Genomic DNA, 18,235 nt, shown 5'->3' on the forward strand with positions numbered 1-18,235 from the left:
GAGGCGTCCAGTAGGTCGGGGGTCAGCGGGGACGGGGAGGGGACGTCCCTCAGCTGGTGCGGCCCTTGGCGTCGAAGGCCTTCATGCGGTCGAGGACGCCGTCGGCGCTCGGGCTCAGCATCTCGTCGACGATGCGTCCGTCGGCGAGGAAGATGACGCGGTCCGCGTAGGAGGCGGCGACGGGGTCGTGGGTGACCATCACGACGGTCTGGCCGAGTTCGCGGACGGAGTTGCGCAGGAAGCCGAGTACCTCGGCGCCGGAGCGGGAGTCGAGGTTGCCGGTGGGCTCGTCACCGAAGATGATCTCCGGCCGGGACGCGAGGGCGCGGGCCACGGCCACGCGCTGCTGCTGGCCGCCCGACAGCTGCGTGGGGCGGTGGCCGAGGCGGTCGGAGAGGCCGACCATCCGGATGACCGAGTCCAGCCACTGCCGGTCGGGCTTGCGGCCGGCTATGTCCATCGGGAGGGTGATGTTCTCCAGGGCCGTCAGGGTCGGCAGCAGGTTGAAGGCCTGGAAGATGAAGCCGATCTTGTCGCGGCGCAGCTGGGTCAGCTGCTTGTCCTTGAGGGAGCCGAGTTCGGTGTCGCCGATGCGTACGGAGCCGCCGGAGAAGGTGTCCAGACCCGCGACGCAGTGCATCAGCGTGGACTTGCCGGAGCCGGAGGGGCCCATGATCGCGGTGAACCGGCCCTGGCCGAAGTCGACGGAGACGTTGTCCAGCGCGACCACCTGGGTCTCGCCCTGGCCGTACACCTTGGACAGCTGCGTGGCACGGGCGGCCACCGCCTGGGTGGTGGGGGCGTAGTTCATGGCGGTCACGGGTGACTCCTGTCGAGCGGGATGCTGCGCTGGGGCGGGACCCTTCCATCCTCGCCGCACGCACCCCCGCCCCGGATCAGCCGCGGTGCCGGTTCGACGGCCCACTGGAGGCTGACACGGGGGCGCGCGCCTCCTCCTCTGGTATGACGCCGCTCCCTTTGAGAGCGCCGTGCGCGGGGTGGCGGGTGGGGTGGCGCGGGGAGGCGAAATCCCGTCAAATGCGCGCGGGGGAGATCGTCGCCCGCGAGGTGCCGACCGTGCGTTATCGCACCTGACGACCACTCAAGCGTCAATAGAATCAGACAACATCGGACAGAGTCCCAGGTCGGGGCAGGGATACTTACGGATAGGCTCACCCTGGGCGTCCACAGCTTTTCCACGGGGGCCGCCACGCCCTGCCCGGATGGTGGAATGCAGACACGGCGAGCTTAAACCTCGCTGGCCTTCGGGCCGTGCCGGTTCAAGTCCGGCTCCGGGCACCACGCACGCGGGGCAGGGGCGCGCCGGTGACCACGGCCGCCCCGCCGGCGTACGACCGGGCGGAACACCGCCCCTCCGCCTCATCGCGAGCCCGTGGGCCGGGCCGTCACCGACTCGATGAACGCGGCCGCCACGTGATCGTGGACGCGCTCCGATGACCAGTTCCCCGAACGCGTCGGCCGCGCGCCGGGCCGGAGCTCCGAGTGCACCTGCGGCGCCGGCAGCCAGGACTTCCGAATCTCAGCACGCTGCCGCCGACTCGCGGCCAAGTTGGTCCTTGCGCGGGCATACGACGGCCACGTGGAAGGTGGTGAGCCGTGAACCGACGCGTCCGGTCCGCCTGTCAGGTGGGGAATTCGCCGAGCCACCCGCGGGTCAGCAGGTGGTGCGGAAGGTAGCCCGACTCGACCTCGACCGGCATCTTGCCGTCGAAGGCGAAGCACGCGATGGCCAAGGGGGCAAGGGCGAGATGACCACCAGGGCTTTCCACTCGCTTCTCGTCAGCCGTCCAGTACGCCTTGTGTAGCTCCAGTGCCTGTACCAACGCCTCGTTGAACCCGACCGCGTTCTGGGTGATGAACAGGTAGAAGAGGTTGATCGGCGGCGCCAGCACCGCCTCCAACAGCTCCCGTGGAGCTTGGACGGCGATGCCCGGAGTCGACATTTCGACGGCGCGGGTCAACTTCGCCACCAAGTCGGGCCCCTGCAACCAGTACGTCTGCAACGTATCGACCCAGTGCCGGACGAACTCGTCGAATCCGCCGTCATGGAGGCGATCGAGTGGGAAGCGGGCCAGTTCGGTGATGCGAACCTGGTCCCGGCACACCACGGCGAGCCAGAACGTGGTCAGCCACGTCCCGAGGTCGGTGAGGCCCTGATCCGCGCCCGTGGCCGGCAGTGTTCGGATCTGACGGTTGATCCGACACTCCACGGTTCCCTCGGTCGCCGAAGCCGTGGCGAAGATGGCGGACCCCACCTGAAGGGCGTTGACAACCGCTTCCCAGGTCTCCAGCTTCGCCGCACGGGGGTCGACCGTGCAACGTGCGCCGAGGTGGAGGAGCGCGTTGTTGAAGACGCGCCCGAGGGCGTGGGGGCGCCGCTCCAGCCTGTCGATGTCATCGGCCAGATCCTCGCCGAGTGACTCTGCCCATTCTTCTTCCGTGGGCCCCGGTGACGCAAAGTGCCTACTGACAATGGTGGTCACCGGAGGGTCCCCTTACTGATGTCGAAGCGCTGGTACTGGTAGCCACTGTACTGGAGCCCGTTTCGGTCGCCCTTGACGACGACGTATTCCAGATTCCCGTCGTCGAAGGCGTCTTCCAGTGCCTTCGCGAGCTTCCGCTCGCTCGGGATCTTCTTACCGCGCTCCTTCATTTCGCGGATGATGTCGAAGAAGTACTCCTGGGAGCCTTGTGAAACCCTGCGTCCGTCGGGGAGGTTTCGGCCGCCGAGCTTGGTGTCGACACTGCTCTTCGCTTCGACCACGACGTAACGACCGTCCGCGGTGCGCCACACCTGGTCGAACTGGTCATTTCCGTTCTTGGGGCCGTGCAGCGTTTCCTTCGTGGACCCGGCGTAGTGCTCAGCGATGTAATGGTGCTCTGCGACGTACTCGCCGTAGGCGCCAGTCTCTTCGATCATCGACTTGTGGTAGTGACGGTACGCCTCGCGACCCTCCGCCAGGTCGTGCGCGGTGTCCTCCGTGCCGTGAAGCGCGTGGTTGGCGTCCGCTTCCTTTTTGAACGTATCGGCGAGCTGATCCGCCCATACTGAATAGAAGCGCTTCCGGGTGGCTTCCTTCAGCCCGTCAAGACGTGCGGGATCGGTGATCGAACCCGGAGTCTCGTGCACGTACTTCGGGTCGAGGTAGTGAGGTGTAGGCGGTTCGGGAGCGTCCTTCGCACGAATCCAGGGAGAATTTTCGTCCGCCCTGGTGAGCTGCGGTGGCGTGGAACCGCTCTCGTCTACGAAATCGAGGTTCTTCCGATTTCCGTTGTTCTTGTAGTAGTCGTCGAAATAACCCGGTTCCTCGTTGGCCCGGTACACCTGGATCTCTTCGACCTGGGCCTCTGTCAGGTGCGGCCCGTAGGGGTTGTCGCCGTCCTGCATGAAGCTGGGCCGCTCCACCGGCTCCCGGGTGACCGGGCTGTTGCCGGCTGTCCCGTCGCCCGCACGCGCAGCGTCGTCCAGGCCGCCCCCGCCCGGGGTGTCCGGGAGGTGGGTGCCGCCCCCGCCGGGGGTGTCCGGGAGGTGGGAGCCGCCCGTGCCGGGGGTGTCCGGGAGGTGGGTGCCGCCGGTGCCCGGGCCGTCGGGGTGGGGGCCGCCGGTCGAGGGGCCGTCGGGGTGGCCGCCGGTGCCCGGGCCGTCGGGGTGGGGGCCGCCCGTGGAGGGGGTGTGCGTCGGGTGGGAGGTGCCGCCGCCGGGGGTGGTGTCGAGGTCGTTGCGCGGCATGCCGTCCGGGGCGTGGCCGCCGGGGGTGTGGTCGCCCGCGTGGCCGGTCGGGGTGTGGTCGCCCACGTGGACGGGGTCGGACATGTCGGAGCCGAGGCGGATCATGTCGTCGCCGCCGCGGGCGCCGGCGCCCACCAGGACGGGGGTTTCCACCTTGGGGGCGTGGGCCGTGGCCGGGGTCTTCTCGGCCTTGGCGTCGTCGGCGTGCTGGTAGAGGCTGCCGTCTTCCTTGTAGAGGTGGCCCTCGGGGTCCATGTACTTCGCGGGGCTGTCGTCGAAGGGCAGCTTGACCGTGCCCGGCGGCAGGGTGGCGGTGCCCTCGGGGAGCTTGATGCCCCCGTCCGGGAGCTTGATCGCACCCTCCGGGACCGCGGTGCCCGAGGGGAGGTGAATCGTTCCGTCCGGCAGCATCGTCGAGCCGTCGGGCAGCGCGAACGCACCGTCGGAGATCTTGGGGATCTCGACCTTGCCGATGCCCCGCAGGCCGGCCATCACATCGCCGATCTTCGACAGGCCCGCGCCCGCGCCCTTGAACACGTACGTCATCGGGTCGATGGCCCGCCCGGCCTTGCCCGCGAACGACAGCGCCTTCGCCGCCACGCCCGCCTTGCCCGCGCCCGAGGCGGCCGCGCCGGCGCCGTCGGTGAAGATCGCGGTGACCACGTTGAAGGTGACCGCGCCCGCCGCCCGCGACGGGTTCTCGCTCCACTGGTCCCACGCCAGCAGCGCCTTGCCCGTCTCCTTCATCGCCGTACGCGAATCACGCAGCCAGGACGGGAGGTACTTGCCCGGCATCGCCATGTACGCCGAACCGACGCCCGGGATGATGGCGATGGACACACCGGTGGCGAGCTTCGCCAGCCCGGTCCACGCCTGCTTCGTGGCGTCCCAGCCGTCGAAGCCGACCAGCGTGCCCAGGCCCTTGATGGTGCCCCACACGCCGTCGACGATGACGCCCTTGCCGAAGTCGTAGGCGTGCTCCCACACCTGCCACCACGGCACCGACTCCTGGACGGCGTCACCCCACGGCAGCGACTTCGAGTGCTTGAGCGCCTCCGCGTCGTAGCCGTACATGTTCGGGCCGTGCGAGCCGTCGTCGAGCTTGAGCGGCACCCCGCACACCAGCGCCACGATCTTGTTGTACGCCGTGGTCTCCGCGGCCTGGAACTGCGACCACACCTCGGCGATCTCGTTGCGCCGGTCGAGGTTCTCATCGATGAGATCCCCGTCCTCGGTCCACTTGTCGTCGTGCGAGACCTTCGACTTGAACGACGCCGCCTCCGCCTTGAGCGTCTCCAGCTTCTTCACCAGCGGGCGGATCTCGTTCGCGTACGTCCCCAGCGCGCCCGCGATGGTGCACATGTCGGAGGAGAACGACAAGGTGGTGTCCACCACCGGCTTCGTCACCGCGAAGAGCTGCTCGGCCTCGGGCGCCTTGTAGTACGCGGACATCCCGCCGAAGGTGGTGTGCACCGACGAGCCGGCGTTCGCGAGCGCGCCGCCGTCCCCCGACAGCGCCTTGACCTTCTCGTCCAGCACCGCGAGTTCACCGGTGAACACCGGGACCTCGGCGGGGTTGACCGGATCGTTGCTCACTTCGCGCCCCCCGTGGCGTCCCGCAGCTCATCCAGCCGCACGTTCTTCGCCGCGTCCTGGGCGTGCTTGGCCGCGTCCAGGTCACCCTCGATGTACTCGTTCGTCGCCTTCGCCGCACCCAGCACCGCGGCCTGGATCCGGTCCACCATCGCCTTCACGTCCGGCTGGCGCTTCTCCAAGTACTGCGACAGCGCGGCACCCACCGGCCCCGTCGTGCCCCGGTGCGACAACGCCACCTGCCCCGTCGCCACCGGCCCCTGCCGCGCCGCGTTCGGCACCGTCGCCGCCGAACCCGGCACCGCCGTGCCCGCCGCGTACGCGGCCTCCGACATGTGCGTCATCAGCGCGTTCAGCGCCTTCTCCAGCTCGCCCGCCCGCTCACCGGTGAGCTTGAGCTGGCTCTGCACACCCTGCGGCTTGATGTCCCACGCCGTCATACGTCCCCCGAAAAACCGTTTCTGCTCAGCCGATGTTGTCGACCGCGGCCTTCGCCCGCGCGATCGTCTGCTGCGCCGTCGCGTCGTTCTTCTCCAGCGTCGACTTCAACAGGTGGATGATGTTCTTCACCTCTTGCGACGCGTTCTTCCAGCGCAGTTCCTTGCCGTGGTACTCATCCGCCACGCCATCGGCCGCGAAGTCCGACATCGCCGCCTTCACCTGCGCGTCGCGAGCCGCGATCACCTGCTCCAGCTGCCCGATCACGACCTGGATGTTGCCCTGCGCCTCGGTCGAGGCACCCGTGTCATACGAACGACGGTCCGTGCCACCGGCCATCACACATCACACTCCCCGTGTGGTTGAAGAGACTTGCAACGTTCAGCGGCCGGCGAAGCGGGCCGCGTCGAAGTTCGCCGCCGACATCTGCTGCCGCGCGTTGTCACCCTGCTCGTGGTCACCGGTGCCGAAGGCCTGCTCCATACCCGACTGACCGCCCAGGATCGCCGACAGAGCCGCGTTCAGCTCCTTCGTGATCCCGTCCGAGTGCTCCTTGAACGAGTCGAACGCGACCTTGCCCTGACCGTTGAACTTGCCCTCCAACGGATGCGCCGCCGTGATCAACTGCTGGATCAGCGTTCCCAGATCCGTACTCGAGTTCCGCGACCCCGACATCAGGTTCGTCAGAACCTGCGTCCCCATGTCGAACTTCATCCCACACCCCCATCACCAGAGAACGACCGTAAGTATGGCCAATTCTGCCAACCTACATCGCTTTCGCAACCAGCTACCGGCAGCTGTGACCAAAGCCGGACATCGCATCGGCCGTCCCCACCGGCATGCCAAAAGGCTCCCTCACGCGCCCTTCAGATGCCTCATCAGCAGCTCGAAGTCCGCCCATCCGGCCAGGTCGGAGGGGTCTCCCGGCAGCGGGTAGTACAGCGCCGGCCGGCTCTTGGGACCCAGCGCCAACGGCCGCTGCGCCAGCGGGGTGTTGCGGGCCCGGTCGCCCGGCATCGCGCGGACCTCCTCCGCACCCAGGACGAAGGCCACCGGCACGCCCGGTCCCTCGAAGCGCGGCGGCACCGCCAGGTCGCGGCGGGCCTTGCGCAGCTGTACGAGCATCGACTGGAGGCCGTGGCGGGTGGCGAGCACCTCGGCGGTCCGGGTCAGGGCGTCCACCGGGGGCTCCTCGTCCGCGCCGTAGCCGAACGCGAGGGTGACCTCCTCCTCGACGCCCGCCTTCGTGCGCCGGACCCGCACCGTGGCGACGCCCGGGCGCTCCGGCCCGCCGACCACCACGAACCAGGTCGGCTCCGGCGCCCGCGCGTACGCGACGTCGGTCAGCCGGGCCGGGGACCACGGCAGGTTGGCCGGCTCCGCGGTGCCCCACCCGGCCGGCGGCCCGCCGGTCAGCTCCCGCCACACCGCCTCCAGGGCGCCCCCAAGGACGAGCCGTTCATCGGCGGGGTGGACCGCGCGGAAGGTGACGGCCAGCTGCCGTTCCCCGGTCGCGGAGACCTCCCGGAACGCGGCCGCCACCGGGGTACGGGGGTCCTCGGCGGTCGCGTCCAGCGCCTCGACCGGGGCGAACAGCCCGCTCTGCCAGCGCAGTACGGCCCCGGTGAGGCCGTCGTAGTAGCCGTCCCGCTCGTCCTGCACCACCCAGCGCGAGGGCCAGCCGCTCAGGTTTTCCCGGACGGCGGGGGAGAGGGTGGTGCCCGGCGGGGTGACGATCTGCAGCCCGAGCTCGGCTTCGGCGGCGGCCCGGAAGGCGTCGGAGAGCCAGGCGGTCATGGCCACCACCGGGCGGTCCTGGATGACGACGGCCACCCGGTCGGTGAGCACGTCGACGGCGGGCTGCGCGGCGGCCGGCTCCGGCGCCACGCCCACCCCCTCGGTCCGCACCACACCCAGCGCGCGCCCCGGCTCGCGGGGCCATGCGGAGCCCCCCGCCAGGGCGGCCAGCCGGGCCGCGAAGGTGCCCGCCAGCCGGGCGGCGTCCTCGACGCCGGTGGTGGCGCGGGCCTCCGTCCACCAGAAGGGGACCGGCGGGGCGGTGGCTCCGAGCAGCCGCTCGGCCTCCCCCTCGACCTGCACCAGCAGCGGCGCCTCGATGGAGACGAGCGGGCGGCCCTGCTCGTCGCACAGCTGCACCACGGCCCGCTCGGCGGCCGCGTTCACCAGCTTGTCGGGGCCCCCGGAGAGCAGTCCGGCGAGCACGGTCCACGGGTCGGGCATCCGCTCGGTGAGGGCGACGACGTCCTTGGTCATGTGCTGGTCAGATCCTTCGGTCGAAGTGCATGCGGGAAACGGGCGCGGGTCCGGCGCTCACCCGCGGCCGGCCTTACGCGGTCCACCCGGGGCCGGCCGTTCGCGGTCCACCCCGGGGCCGGCCTTACGCGGTCCACCCCGCGGCCGGCCGTTCGCGGGTCACCCGCGCCCGTACACGGTCTGGATCAGGCGGCTCGACTGGCCCCGGCGGACCAGCACCCCCCGCCCGGCGGGCTGCTGCGAGGCGTAGACCCCGGGCAGCAGCTGGCCCTCGCTGCGGTCGCCCGCCATGACCAGGGCCGAAGCGCCCGACTCGCGCAGCCCCTGCACCAACGGCTCGTACATGCCCCGCGAGGCACCGGCGACCCGGCGGGTCAGGACGAAGTGCAGGCCGATGTCCGCGGCCGAGGGCACATACGGCAGGAAGGGCGCCAGCGGCGACTGCCCGGCCGTGGTGAGTACGTCGTAGTCGTCGACGAGTACGACGATCCGCGGGCCGCCGCCCCAGCTGCCCGGCTCCAGGTCCTCCAGCGGCGCGGTGTCGTCGGGCATCCGCCGCTCCAGCTCGGTGGCGATGCCGGCGGACAGCCCGGCGCACAGCTTCGCGTTGTACGCGTAGCCGCCGTTGAACTCCTCCGGGACCACCCCGCGCAGCCCGCGGCGCGGGTCCATGACGGCGAAGACCAGCTCTTCCTCGCCGTAGCGTTCGATCAACCCGCCCGCGATCGTCGCCAGCAGGTTCGTCTTCCCGCACTCGCTGTCGCCCAGGACCAGCAGGTGCTGGTCGTGCACGAACAGGTCCACCAGGACCGGTGCGAGCGCCTGCTGGTCCAAGCCGATCGGCACCCGCTTCGGCTCGGCGGCGGGACCGGGCAGCAGGTGCGGCTCCAGCACGTGCGGCAGCACGCGTACCGGCTGGGCGGTCTCCCCGCTCCAGGTGGCGCGCACCGTACGGGCCGTGCGCTCCAGTACGGCGCCCAGCTCCGAGGGGTCGGCCAGCCCGTCCGTCCGGGGCAGCGCGACCTGTGCGAAGAGCTTCTGGTCGGTCAGGACGCGGCCGGGTTCGTCCGGCGAGAGCGTCTCGGCCAGCTTGCGGTCGACGCTGGACTCGCTGGGGTCGTTCAGCCGCAGCTCCACCCGCGTGCCGAAGTTCGACTGGGTGGCGATCCGCACGTCGTTCCAGCGCAGCATGCCGGCGACGACGTGGATGCCGTACCCGCTGCCGCGCTTGAGGATGTCGACGACCGCGTCGTCCAGGCTCTCGAAGTCGTCGCGCAGCGCGCCGAAGCCGTCGATGACCAGGACGATCTCGGCGGAGGCGAGCTGCGGCAGCCGGCCCGCCGCGTGCAGGGTGCGCAGCTGCTCGACGGAGTCGATGCCGTGCTCGCGGAACAGTTCCTCGCGGGCGGCGAGCATCGTGCGTACTTCCTCCACGGTCCGCGCCGCCCGCTCGCGGTCCGCCCGGCTGGCGATCCCCCCGACGTGCGGCAGCCCGGCGAGGGCCTGGAGCCCGCCGCCGACCAGGTCGAGGCCGTACACGCCGACTTCCTGCGGGGTGTGGGTCAGCGCGAGCGAGAGGACCAGGGTGCGCAGCAGGGTCGTCTTGCCGGACTGCGGCCCGCCGATGACGGCGGCGTGGCCGCCCGCGACCGTGAGGTCGAGGTACCACTCGCCCTGCCACTGCTTCGTCGGGTCGTCCAGCACGCCGAGCGGCACCGCGAGCCGCCCGCGCCGCCTGGCGAGCTGCATTCCGCGCGGGCCCACGTCCAGCGGGCCCGCGACCGTGTCCAGCGCGATCGCGCCGGGCAGCGGGGGCAGCCAGATCCGCCGCACCGGTGCGGCGGCCTGCTCCAGCTGGCCGACGATGATCCCCAGCTCGGTCGGACCGGTCTCGCGGCGCCGCGCGGTGGGCTCCTGCCCCTGCGCGCCCTCCGGCCTGGCCGGGCTGTTGAACGCCTCGTACGGGAGGGCCAGCGGCCCGGTGTCCTGCTCGTCGGCGCGCTCGACGGGGCCCCGGTAGGCGCCGGAGACGTAGCTCGCCTTGAAGCGTTCGTAGTGGCTGGTGTCCACCTTGAGGTAGCCGAAGCCGGGCAGCGGCGGGAGGTGGAAGGCGTCCGTGGTGTCCAGGACCGTGCGGGACTCGTCGGCGGAGAACGTGCGCAGCCCCAGCCGGTAGGAGAGGTAGGTGTCCAGGCCCTTGAGCTTGCCGCCCTCGATCCGCTGGCTGGAGAGCAGCAGGTGCACGCCGATGGAGCGGCCGATCCGCCCGATGGACAGGAACAGGTCGATGAAGTCCGGTTTGGCGGTGAGGAGTTCGCCGAACTCGTCGATGACGACGAACAGGTGCGGCAGCGGCTCCAGATCGGGCCGGCGTTCGGCGCGCAGCGCGTTGTAGTCGCCGATGTCGGCGATGTTGCCCGCGTCCTTGAGCACCTGCTGGCGGCGCTTGACCTCGCCGGCGAGCGAGGCGTGCACGCGCTCGACCAGACCGGCCTGGTTCTCCAGGTTGGTGATGACACCGGCGACGTGCGGCAGACCGGCGAACGGCGCGAACGTCGCACCGCCCTTGTAGTCCACGAGGACCAGCGCGAGGTCCTCCGGCGGATGGGTCGCCACCAGCGCGAGGACGAGGGTGCGCAGCAGCTCCGACTTGCCGGAACCGGTCGCGCCGACGCACAGGCCGTGCGGGCCCATGCCCAGCTCGGAGGACTCCTTCAAGTCCAGCAGCACCGGCTCGTGGGAGTCGCTGATGCCGATGGGCACGCGCAGGAAGGCCCGCTCCCCGCGCGGCGCCCACAGGCCGTTGACGTCGAGCTGGGCCACGTCCGCGATGCCCAGCAGGTTCGCGAAGTCGACGGGGCCCGACAGGGGGGCGTCGATCAGCGACTCGGCGGACAGGCGCAGCGGCGCGAGCATCCGGGCCAGGCCCTCGGCGAAGGGGGCGCCGACCTCGTCCACCGTTCCGTGGGCGCTGACCGGTTCCCCGTCGCGCAGGTCCTCTATGAGCACCCGGTCGCCCTCGACGGTGATCCGTACGCCGACCTGGCCCGGCTCCTGGATGCGCTGGTCGAGGAGGTGCAGGACGGTGACACCCATCTCGCGCAGCCCGACGGCGTCGTCGGGGCGCGGGAGTTCGACGGCGTCCTCCCCGTGCCCGTCGGCGATGACGAGCAGCCGGGAGGTCATCGACAGGGCGTCCTTGCCGGACAGCCCGCGGCGCACCTCGGCGGCGTAGGAGGCACGGCGGCGCAGTTCGGGGCCCAGCAGACGCGCGAGCTGCGGCGCGGACGGCGCGATCCGGCGGGCGGCGACGGGGCCGTCGAGCTGCTCGGGGTCCAGCAGGTGCGGCAGCCACTTGGCCCAGTCCCAGTCCGCGAGCCGGTCACCGGGCACGGCCAGCGCGATGGCCACGTCGTCGGGGGCGTGGGTGGCGGCGGCCTGCATCATCAGGGCGCGGGCCACACGGAGCCCGTCCTCGCGCGGGCCGATCACGGTGACGTTGCCGACGCGGTCCAGCGGGACGGTCAGCGGCAGTTCGGTGCCGGTGCGGAAGCGGGCGGTCAGCGCCGAGGCCTCGTTGAGCATGAAGCGGTCCGGCGGGGTGAGGACGGTGGAACCCTGCTCGGCGATCCGCAGGTCGCGTACCGGCATCTCGCCGGTGCCCACGCGCACGCGCAGGAAGTCCTCGTCGACGCGGCGGCGTTCCCACAGCCGGGCCGGGTCCCGCACGATGTCGTACAGGGCGCTCGGGGGCGGGCTGAGCACGCCGGCGCGCTCCGCCCGCTCGCGCTCCTCGGCGGCGAGTTCCTCCCGGAGGTCCTCCAGGTAGGCGAGGTAGGCCTCCCGCTGGGTACGGCGGGTGCGCTGGGCCTTGCCGCGCTGCGAGAAGACGAGGCCGACCGAGCCGATGACGGTGACGACGAGGATCAGCGCGCCGAGCGCGGCGAACTGGCTGTTGCGGACGACCGTCATCATCACGACCGACGACATCACGCCGGCCACGGGCAGCAGCGACATCGCGATGTTGCCGGCCTTGCCCTCGGGGAGGTTGGGCGGCGCCTCGATGGTGCGGGCCTCGGAGGCGGCCGGGGGCCTGATCGTCCTGGCCGGGCGGTGGATCAGTCGGGTGCTCATCTTCGTGGTCCGTCGTCGTCCGTCAGTGGCGCTTCTGGGAGAGCTGGAAGGCGTCCGCGGCGATCCGGGTGGCCGCCGACCTCGTCGCCCGGGCCAGCAGGTCGCTGCGGATGACGCCCCCGTCCGCCAAGTGGCGGTCGTGCGGCAGGACGTGGACGCGCGCACCGGTGGTCCCCAGCATGCGCACCGCCTCTTCCACGTCGATGCCCGCGTGCGGGGCCTGCTCCGTCAGGACGACGACCGTTCCGGCGATCACGTGCGGGGGCAGGCCCTGCATCCACTGGAGCACCGCGTACGTGCTGGCGACGCCGTCGAGGGTGGCGGGAGTGGTCAGGACGCGGGCCTGGGAGGCGGAGAGCGCGACCCGGGCGACCTCGGCGGGCAGCGTCTCGCAGTCGACGACCGTCACACCGAAGTAGCGGCGCAGCGCGACCATGGCCCGCTCGTAGGAGCGGGTGTCGAGCATGGCGCCGATCTGGCCCTGGCTGCCGGGCAGCAGCCAGGCGTTGTCGCGCAGCTGGACGAGGTAGCCGGTGACGTCGAGCAGCGACATCTGCGGCTCGATGATCCCGGCGAGGTCACCGGTGGTCCAGCGCAGCGACTCGGCTCCGAGCCGGATGGGCAGCGAACCGAGGGCCGGGTCGGCCTCGACGAAGAGCACCGGGTCCTGGCGGTAGTGCGCGTACGTCGTGCCCAGCAGGGCGGCGACCGTGGACTTGCCGGCGCCGCCGCGGATGGAGGTGACGGCGATCTGGCGGCCGGTGGTCACGGGCTGCTGGAGCAGCTCGGCGGTGCGGGAGGCGTCGGCGACCTCGCGGGCGACGGATGAGGAAACGGTTCGCCAGAGCGCGCCGACGGCGCGGGACACGAAGGGCTCGCCGTTACGGGGCCCCCGGCCCGCACGGACGAGGCCGGGGTCGACGGCGGGACGGGAGTCGAGCGTGCGACCGGGCCGGCCCGCGGCCTCGGCGGCGCCCTGCGCGGGGTGCGGGTATCCGTACGCCGGGGCCTGGGTGGCCGGGGCGTGTGGGGCGGGGGCGTGCGGGACGGGGGGCTGCCCGGCCGCGGCCTGGTACGGGTACCCGGGCGCGGGAGCCCCGGCGCCCTGGGCCGGGACCGCATCGTGGGCCGGGGTCGCGCCCTGCGGGTCCGGCCGGACCGGTTCCTGCCCCTGCGGGTGCGGCTGCTGGGCCCCGCCCCTCAGGTCGCGCAGGACGTCGCCCTGCCAGTTCTCTCCGCTCGGCATCCCTGCCCCTACCCCTCTCGTACCGACCTGCCGCCCCGCCCGGAGCCGCCTGCGAGTTGACTCAGAACTTGTCGAGCAGTTGCCCGTAGACGCCGAACACCCCGACGCTCAGCGGGAACAGCCCCACGACCCCCACCGACTCCACGAAGTCGGCGGTGCGCCGCAGCCGGACCTGCACGTGTTCCGGGGGCTGCACGGCGAGCCCGAGCAGCGGCAGCAGCGCGGCCACGCACAGCACGACGATCGCCCCCGTACCGCCGCCGTGCCCGATCCACAGCACCACCAGGCGTACGAGGAGGACGGCCGCCGCGGCCAGCAGCGCCACGACCTCGGCGACCAGCGGGAACGCCCGTGCCCGGGACAGCAGCACCACCGCGACGAGCGACGGCAGCACCACGGTCCACACGCTCGGCTCCCCGGCCAGCGTGAGCAGCCAGCCCGCCGCGGCGGCCGAGACGGCGGTCGCGACCGTCGCGAGGGCGAGGCCGCGGTGCGTGGCGGCGAGCGCGTTGCCCACCTGGTGGCGGCTGACGGAGGCGCCACCCGAACGCGTGTCGTCCAGCGCGGTCAGGCCCGAAGCCATCAGCGCGAACCGCGGCAGCAGCCCGAGCAGCAGTACGGAGAACAGGGCCATGACCGTGCCCAGCCGCGCCGGTTCGCTCTGGACGGCGGCGACGGCCTCCCACACGAGGGTGATGACGGCGACGGCCCCCGCGCCGATGAGCCCGCCGCGGCCGAGCGGGGAGAAGCAGCCGAGCATGAGGAGCGTCACGAGCAGCGCCCCCGCGACGGCGGCGAGCCGTAGCTGCCAGGACCAGTGGTGGGCGTCGGCGGCGGTCCACGCCGTGAGCACGCCGAGCCCCCCGGAGGCGAACAGCAGCGCGGTGGCGAGGCCCCGGTTGCCCTGCCCGATCCGGGCGCCGAGCGCGCCGGCGGCGAGCAGGACGAGCGTGACGGCCAGCAGGGCGGCGGCCAGGGAGTCGAGGGCGACTTCGCGCCGGGCGAGCAGCGCGGCGGTCATCGTGAACACGACCGTCGCCACCCCGGCACTGCCCCGGCGGGCGGCGGGACGCCAGCGCCACGCCCGCAGGTCGAGGTCGTCGGCCACCAGGTCGGTCACGTCGTGCACGACGGGGGCGGGCGGCGCCGAGTGGATCCTGACGAGCCGTAGGACCGCGCCGTCGGCTATGCCGGCGGAAGCGAGGGTGCTGTCCTGCGGGAGCGCGGAGCCGTCCGAGGTCAGTAGTTGGCGCGTCATCGGCCGCGAGGCTGCCCGGTCGTCGAGCAACTGGAGTATGTCCGGGAGCAGCTGCCCGATCGGCGTATCGGAGGGCAGGACCATGTCGGCCCGGCGCCGCTCGCCGACCAGGGTCACCCGGGACAGCTGTGCTCGGGAAGTCGTTGCTGTGCTCACCACTTGCAGGAACCTACCATCGCGGTGTCGCGTGCCTTCGGGACGGAATTTCTACGAGCCGCTCGGACGGGGCGACTTCGCCGCGGGCGGGGACGGCGGTTTCGACGGCTTCGGCGACTTCGAGGACGGGTGTTCCGTCGCGCCCGGCCCGACGGTCTTCGACGCGCCCGGCGAGCCCGACGGCCCGGGCAGCGGGCCGGGCGGCTGGCCGTACTGCCGCATCTGGCTCTGCTGCTGTTGTTGCTTTTGCTGCTCGGCCTTCTGTTTCGCCAGCGTGGCCTGGATGAAGGACCATCCGACGCACCCCGCGCACAGGACGGCCGCGATGGCGATGCCCGCGAACATCTTCCCGAGCCGTTCGTCCGCGGTGCGCCGCGCCCGCTGCGCGCCGAACAGCAGGGCGTCACGCATCCTGCGGCGGCGTACCGCCACCGATTCGAGCAACTGGCTGTCGTAGTCCCGTGCCATGCGCCGTCCGCCGCCTCCCCCGTGTTTTGCCTGTGCAACATAAAGCATTTATCAGCTTGGAACACGCGCGGCCCTCTTAAGATCCTCCTCCAGCAGTAGGGTGGTTTCTTTGCTAACGCATTACTCTTGTTCACGACGGCCGCGTCCCGCGGCCTACGGAGGAGTGAGATGAGGAGCAGTAACCCGGTCTTCTCGCGACGGGGGTTCAGCCGCGACACCGGCGGCTACGCGGGCTTTGACGCGCAGCAGGCCGGGACCGCGACCAACCCGTACGCGACGAACCCCTATGCCGCGGACGCCGTCACCGGCATGCCGCAGGCGCCGGCGCGCGCCCACGTGATGACCATGGACGACGTCGTGAGCCGTACGGCCATGACGCTCGGCACCGTGGTGCTCACCGCGGTCATCTCCTGGATCGCGCTGCCCGTCGACCCGGCGAACATCAACAAGTCGTACGGCATCGCCATCGGCGCCGCGCTCGTCGCGATGGTCCTGGCGCTCGTCCAGTCGTTCAAGCGCACCCCGGTCCCCGCGCTGATCCTGGCGTACGCGGCCTTCGAGGGCGTCTTCCTCGGCGTCATCAGCTCGGCCACCAGCACCTACATCGGTGCGGGCGTGGTCATACAGGCCGTGCTGGGCACGATGTGCGTCTTCGCGGCCGTGCTCTTCGCGTACAAGATGCGCTGGATCCGCGTCACGCGCCGCTTCACCGGCTTCGTGATGGCCGCCGCCATGGGCTTCATGCTGCTCATGGTCGTGAACCTGCTGTTCTCCCTGTTCGGGGGCGGCGACGGCCTCGGCTTCCGCAGTGGCGGCCTCGGCATCCTGTTCGGCGTCGTCGGTGTGATCCTCGGCGCGTGCTTCCTCGCCATGGACTTCAAGCAGGTCGAGGACGGCATCGCCTACGGCGCCCCGCGCGAGGAGTCCTGGCTGGCGGCCTTCGGCCTCACCCTGACCCTGGTGTGGATCTACCTGGAGCTGCTGCGCCTGTTCCAGATCCTCTCCGGCGACGACTAGGGCCGGCCGGTTCCGGCTGCCCCGGCAGCCCGGGAGCCCCGGCAGAGGAAGGCCCCGCGAGCGACTGTGCTCGCGGGGCCTTCCCGCGTCGTGAAACGGTACGGATCCAGCGCTGCGGAGCGAAGCGCCACGGTCGGGGGTCGGTCGGGGGACTGGTCGGGGGGCAGCGGCTCAGCCGAGTCTGCGGGCGGCCCTGCGCAGGTCGTACTCGTGGATGATCGCCTTCGCCTGGCCGTACGAGAGGTCGTGCGCGCCGCGAAGCCAGCTGACCTTCTCCTCGAACCGGACGAGGGAGGGGCCGTCGTCCACGGTGCGCAGCCAGTCGGACACTTCACGACCGGTGGTCAGGGGAATTCTGTCGATCATGTTGCGGTGTGTCTGCTCCGAGAACTCTACGGACATGGGCGCCTCCGGAGGTATCGCCTTGTTCTCTTCACGACACCGTGCCTCAGGGTTCGCCCGTTGGCAATGGCGCCGGGGCGGCGCGTAAGGTCGGCCGGGTGCTCGATACTTCGCCCCTGACCGCCGCCGTCGAACGTTTCGCCGACCGGCTGCGGTCCGCTCCGCAGAGCCGGCTCCAGCGCGGCGCCGCCGCCGAGGCGCTGGAACTGGCCCGCCAACTGGCCTCGCGGGCCCAGCGGCTGGAGGACGCGGCCCGGGACCCCCGGGGGGCGGCTCCGGCGCGCGTCGTGCCGGACGAGGGCGTCTTCGTGGTCGGCGACCAGGTGGCGGTCACCGGCCAGGACCTCGCCGAGGCGCTGCGCGGCGTCCGCGAGGGGGAAAGCGGAACGGCCCCGTCCGAGATTCTGGACGAGGCCGTGCGGCTGGTGGAGCAGGCGGAACTCAGAGCGATGCGATGACGCGGTCCGCGAGGATGTAGACGTTGCTGTCCGGGTCCTCGGAGTCCCCGCAGGAGAACGTGAGGGCGTAGGCGCCGGAGATCCCCGAGCCGCCCAGCAGGACCGGCGCGGTGCCCGAGCGCAGGGCCTCCGCCAGCCGCTCCGCGGTCTCCCGGTGCCCCGGGGTCATGCAGAGCGTGGTGCCGTCGGCGAAGACGTACACGTCCAGCGTGCCCAGCGGCCCGGGCCGGACGTCCGCGAGGGCCGTACGGGCCTCCGCGAGCTCCTCCAGGCGGCTGACGGTGCGCTCGTGGTCCACGCCCGGGTGCGGGGCCTGGACGGGTACGAAGTCGGGGTGCGAGGGGTGACGCCGGCGGGCCGCGGCCAGCTCGGCGGAGTCCTCGGGGTAGTCGTCCAGGAGGTCCTCGCCGAGGACCGGCTCCAGCCCCACCAGGTCCGCCTGCCGGGGCAGGAAGAGCGGGCTGTCCTCGCCGAGACCGGGCAGGCCGCCCAGCAGCGAGGTCGGGGCCTCTCCGGCGAAGCTCGGCGAGGCGTCGGCGGCGTCGCGGGCCTCCTGCGCGGCCCAGAAGGCCCGCGCTTCGGCCAGCTCCCGCTCCCGCTCCTCGGCGAGGGCTTCGGCGACGGCGGCTCGTATCTCGGCGGCGGGGGACTCCACGGCGCTGCGGGCGTGCGGCACGGTCGCTCCGCGCGGGTGGGCCGACATCGCCAGCTCGCCGCGCAGGGCCGTGACCTGCTTACGCAGACCGTGTACGGCGTGCAGCGCAGCGGCGCCCACGGCCGTGGCAGCGGCCGTGGTCAGCAGCAGGGCAAGAGACATGGCGCTCACTGACTAACTCCTGGTTGATTCGATCCCCCGACTTCCTACATCAGCTTGCCGTGTGCTGGGAATGGCATGCAGTGCATTACGTCATGAATTGGACAGGCCATAGGTCCCCCGGTGGTCTGACGCACTTCCCTGACCTGGGGAAATGCCGATCCCCCAGGACATAGGTCACATCCTGGGGGAGATTCGGTCACAGGTCGGCCGCGACGGGGTTGAA

General features: G+C 71.6%; 15 protein-coding genes and 1 tRNA gene. 3 read left to right on the forward strand and 13 right to left on the reverse strand.

The genetic code is table 11. The features are described 5' to 3' along the window. Positions 1-49: 49 nt before the first annotated feature. The gene (locus OG861_RS18925) at positions 50-811 is read right to left on the reverse strand and encodes an ABC transporter ATP-binding protein (RefSeq protein ID WP_329202245.1); all 762 of its coding nucleotides are present in this window, start codon (positions 809-811) and stop codon (positions 50-52) included. Between the two features lie 406 nt (positions 812-1,217). On the opposite strand from OG861_RS18925, the gene OG861_RS18930 reads away from it, so the two are divergent. Further along, a tRNA-Leu gene (locus OG861_RS18930) sits at positions 1,218-1,302 on the forward strand. Between the two features lie 341 nt (positions 1,303-1,643). Here the strand turns inward: OG861_RS18930 and OG861_RS18935 are convergent. The 10 genes from OG861_RS18935 to OG861_RS34290 form a co-directional block, all read right to left on the reverse strand. Beyond that, positions 1,644-2,504: an immunity 49 family protein gene (locus OG861_RS18935; protein WP_329195813.1), complete on the reverse strand. Its 861-nt coding sequence runs from the start codon at positions 2,502-2,504 to the stop codon at positions 1,644-1,646. Further along, on the reverse strand, positions 2,501-5,347 hold the full coding sequence (locus OG861_RS18940; protein WP_329195810.1) for a hypothetical protein: 2,847 nt from the start codon (positions 5,345-5,347) through the stop codon (positions 2,501-2,503). The genes OG861_RS18935 and OG861_RS18940 overlap by 4 nt, the downstream gene beginning before the upstream one ends. After that, positions 5,344-5,784: a DUF6507 family protein gene (locus OG861_RS18945; RefSeq protein WP_329195809.1), complete on the reverse strand. Its 441-nt coding sequence runs from the start codon at positions 5,782-5,784 to the stop codon at positions 5,344-5,346. Before OG861_RS18945 ends, OG861_RS18940 begins: the two co-directional genes overlap by 4 nt. Before the next feature lie 25 nt (positions 5,785-5,809). Then, positions 5,810-6,121 carry a pore-forming ESAT-6 family protein gene (locus OG861_RS18950; RefSeq protein WP_329195808.1) on the reverse strand — a complete coding sequence of 104 codons (312 nt, stop codon included), beginning with the start codon at positions 6,119-6,121 and terminating at the stop codon, positions 5,810-5,812. Between the two features lie 42 nt (positions 6,122-6,163). Then, positions 6,164-6,496, reverse strand: a complete 333-nt coding sequence (locus OG861_RS18955; RefSeq protein ID WP_329195807.1) for a hypothetical protein — start codon at positions 6,494-6,496, stop codon at positions 6,164-6,166. 141 nt (positions 6,497-6,637) lie between these two features. After that, a complete protein-coding gene (locus OG861_RS18960; protein ID WP_329195806.1) occupies positions 6,638-8,056 on the reverse strand; it encodes a DUF6177 family protein in 1,419 nt (472 codons plus the stop codon). Positions 8,057-8,215: 159 nt separating this feature from the next. Then, positions 8,216-12,190 (reverse strand): type VII secretion protein EccCa, encoded by a 3,975-nt coding sequence (gene eccCa / locus OG861_RS18965; RefSeq protein ID WP_330261820.1) that lies wholly within the window; start codon positions 12,188-12,190, stop codon positions 8,216-8,218. 22 nt (positions 12,191-12,212) lie between these two features. Continuing rightward, positions 12,213-13,436: a MinD/ParA family ATP-binding protein gene (locus OG861_RS18970; protein WP_329195802.1), complete on the reverse strand. Its 1,224-nt coding sequence runs from the start codon at positions 13,434-13,436 to the stop codon at positions 12,213-12,215. Positions 13,437-13,497: 61 nt separating this feature from the next. Beyond that, positions 13,498-14,853 (reverse strand): type VII secretion integral membrane protein EccD, encoded by a 1,356-nt coding sequence (gene eccD / locus OG861_RS18975; protein WP_329195800.1) that lies wholly within the window; start codon positions 14,851-14,853, stop codon positions 13,498-13,500. A gap of 48 nt (positions 14,854-14,901) precedes the next feature. Further along, entirely contained in the window at positions 14,902-15,318 is a 417-nt protein-coding gene (locus OG861_RS34290; RefSeq protein WP_443056526.1) for a hypothetical protein, read from the reverse strand. A 168-nt stretch (positions 15,319-15,486) separates the two neighbouring features. Between OG861_RS34290 and OG861_RS18985 the strand changes: the two genes are divergently transcribed. Next, complete coding sequence (locus OG861_RS18985; protein WP_329195798.1) at positions 15,487-16,335, forward strand: Bax inhibitor-1/YccA family protein; 849 nt, start codon at positions 15,487-15,489, stop codon at positions 16,333-16,335. A 171-nt stretch (positions 16,336-16,506) separates the two neighbouring features. On the opposite strand, the gene OG861_RS18990 is transcribed toward OG861_RS18985, so the two are convergent. Then, on the reverse strand, positions 16,507-16,737 hold the full coding sequence (locus OG861_RS18990) for a DUF4287 domain-containing protein (protein ID WP_136213617.1): 231 nt from the start codon (positions 16,735-16,737) through the stop codon (positions 16,507-16,509). A 98-nt stretch (positions 16,738-16,835) separates the two neighbouring features. Here OG861_RS18990 and OG861_RS18995 point away from each other — a divergent pair, with 98 nt between their 5' ends. After that, positions 16,836-17,195, forward strand: coding sequence for a hypothetical protein (locus OG861_RS18995; RefSeq protein WP_329195794.1), 360 nt, complete (start codon positions 16,836-16,838; stop codon positions 17,193-17,195). Here OG861_RS18995 and OG861_RS19000 read toward each other — a convergent pair. Beyond that, on the reverse strand, positions 17,179-18,012 hold the full coding sequence (locus tag OG861_RS19000) for a hypothetical protein (RefSeq protein WP_330261982.1): 834 nt from the start codon (positions 18,010-18,012) through the stop codon (positions 17,179-17,181). The genes OG861_RS18995 and OG861_RS19000 overlap by 17 nt on opposite strands. Positions 18,013-18,235: the final 223 nt, after the last annotated feature.

Origin of the sequence: Streptomyces sp. NBC_00539, from assembly GCF_036346105.1 — a bacterium.
Classification (GTDB): Bacteria; Actinomycetota; Actinomycetes; order Streptomycetales; family Streptomycetaceae; genus Streptomyces.

What these genes read in the sequence shown, in the direction of transcription:
- OG861_RS18970 (WP_329195802.1), bottom strand. Translation starts at nt 13,436, where the DNA reads ATGCCGAGCGGAGAGAACTGGCAGGGCGACGTCCTGCGCGACCTGAGG.
- OG861_RS18985 (WP_329195798.1), top strand. Translation starts at nt 15,487, where the DNA reads ATGAGGAGCAGTAACCCGGTCTTCTCGCGACGGGGGTTCAGCCGCGAC.
- OG861_RS18955 (WP_329195807.1), bottom strand. Translation starts at nt 6,496, where the DNA reads ATGAAGTTCGACATGGGGACGCAGGTTCTGACGAACCTGATGTCGGGG.
- OG861_RS18950 (WP_329195808.1), bottom strand. Translation starts at nt 6,121, where the DNA reads ATGGCCGGTGGCACGGACCGTCGTTCGTATGACACGGGTGCCTCGACC.
- OG861_RS18945 (WP_329195809.1), bottom strand. Translation starts at nt 5,784, where the DNA reads ATGACGGCGTGGGACATCAAGCCGCAGGGTGTGCAGAGCCAGCTCAAG.
- OG861_RS19000 (WP_330261982.1), bottom strand. Translation starts at nt 18,012, where the DNA reads ATGTCTCTTGCCCTGCTGCTGACCACGGCCGCTGCCACGGCCGTGGGC.
- OG861_RS18960 (WP_329195806.1), bottom strand. Translation starts at nt 8,056, where the DNA reads ATGACCAAGGACGTCGTCGCCCTCACCGAGCGGATGCCCGACCCGTGG.
- eccCa (WP_330261820.1), bottom strand. Translation starts at nt 12,190, where the DNA reads ATGAGCACCCGACTGATCCACCGCCCGGCCAGGACGATCAGGCCCCCG.
- OG861_RS18990 (WP_136213617.1), bottom strand. Translation starts at nt 16,737, where the DNA reads ATGTCCGTAGAGTTCTCGGAGCAGACACACCGCAACATGATCGACAGA.
- OG861_RS34290 (WP_443056526.1), bottom strand. Translation starts at nt 15,318, where the DNA reads ATGGCACGGGACTACGACAGCCAGTTGCTCGAATCGGTGGCGGTACGC.
- OG861_RS18925 (WP_329202245.1), bottom strand. Translation starts at nt 811, where the DNA reads ATGAACTACGCCCCCACCACCCAGGCGGTGGCCGCCCGTGCCACGCAG.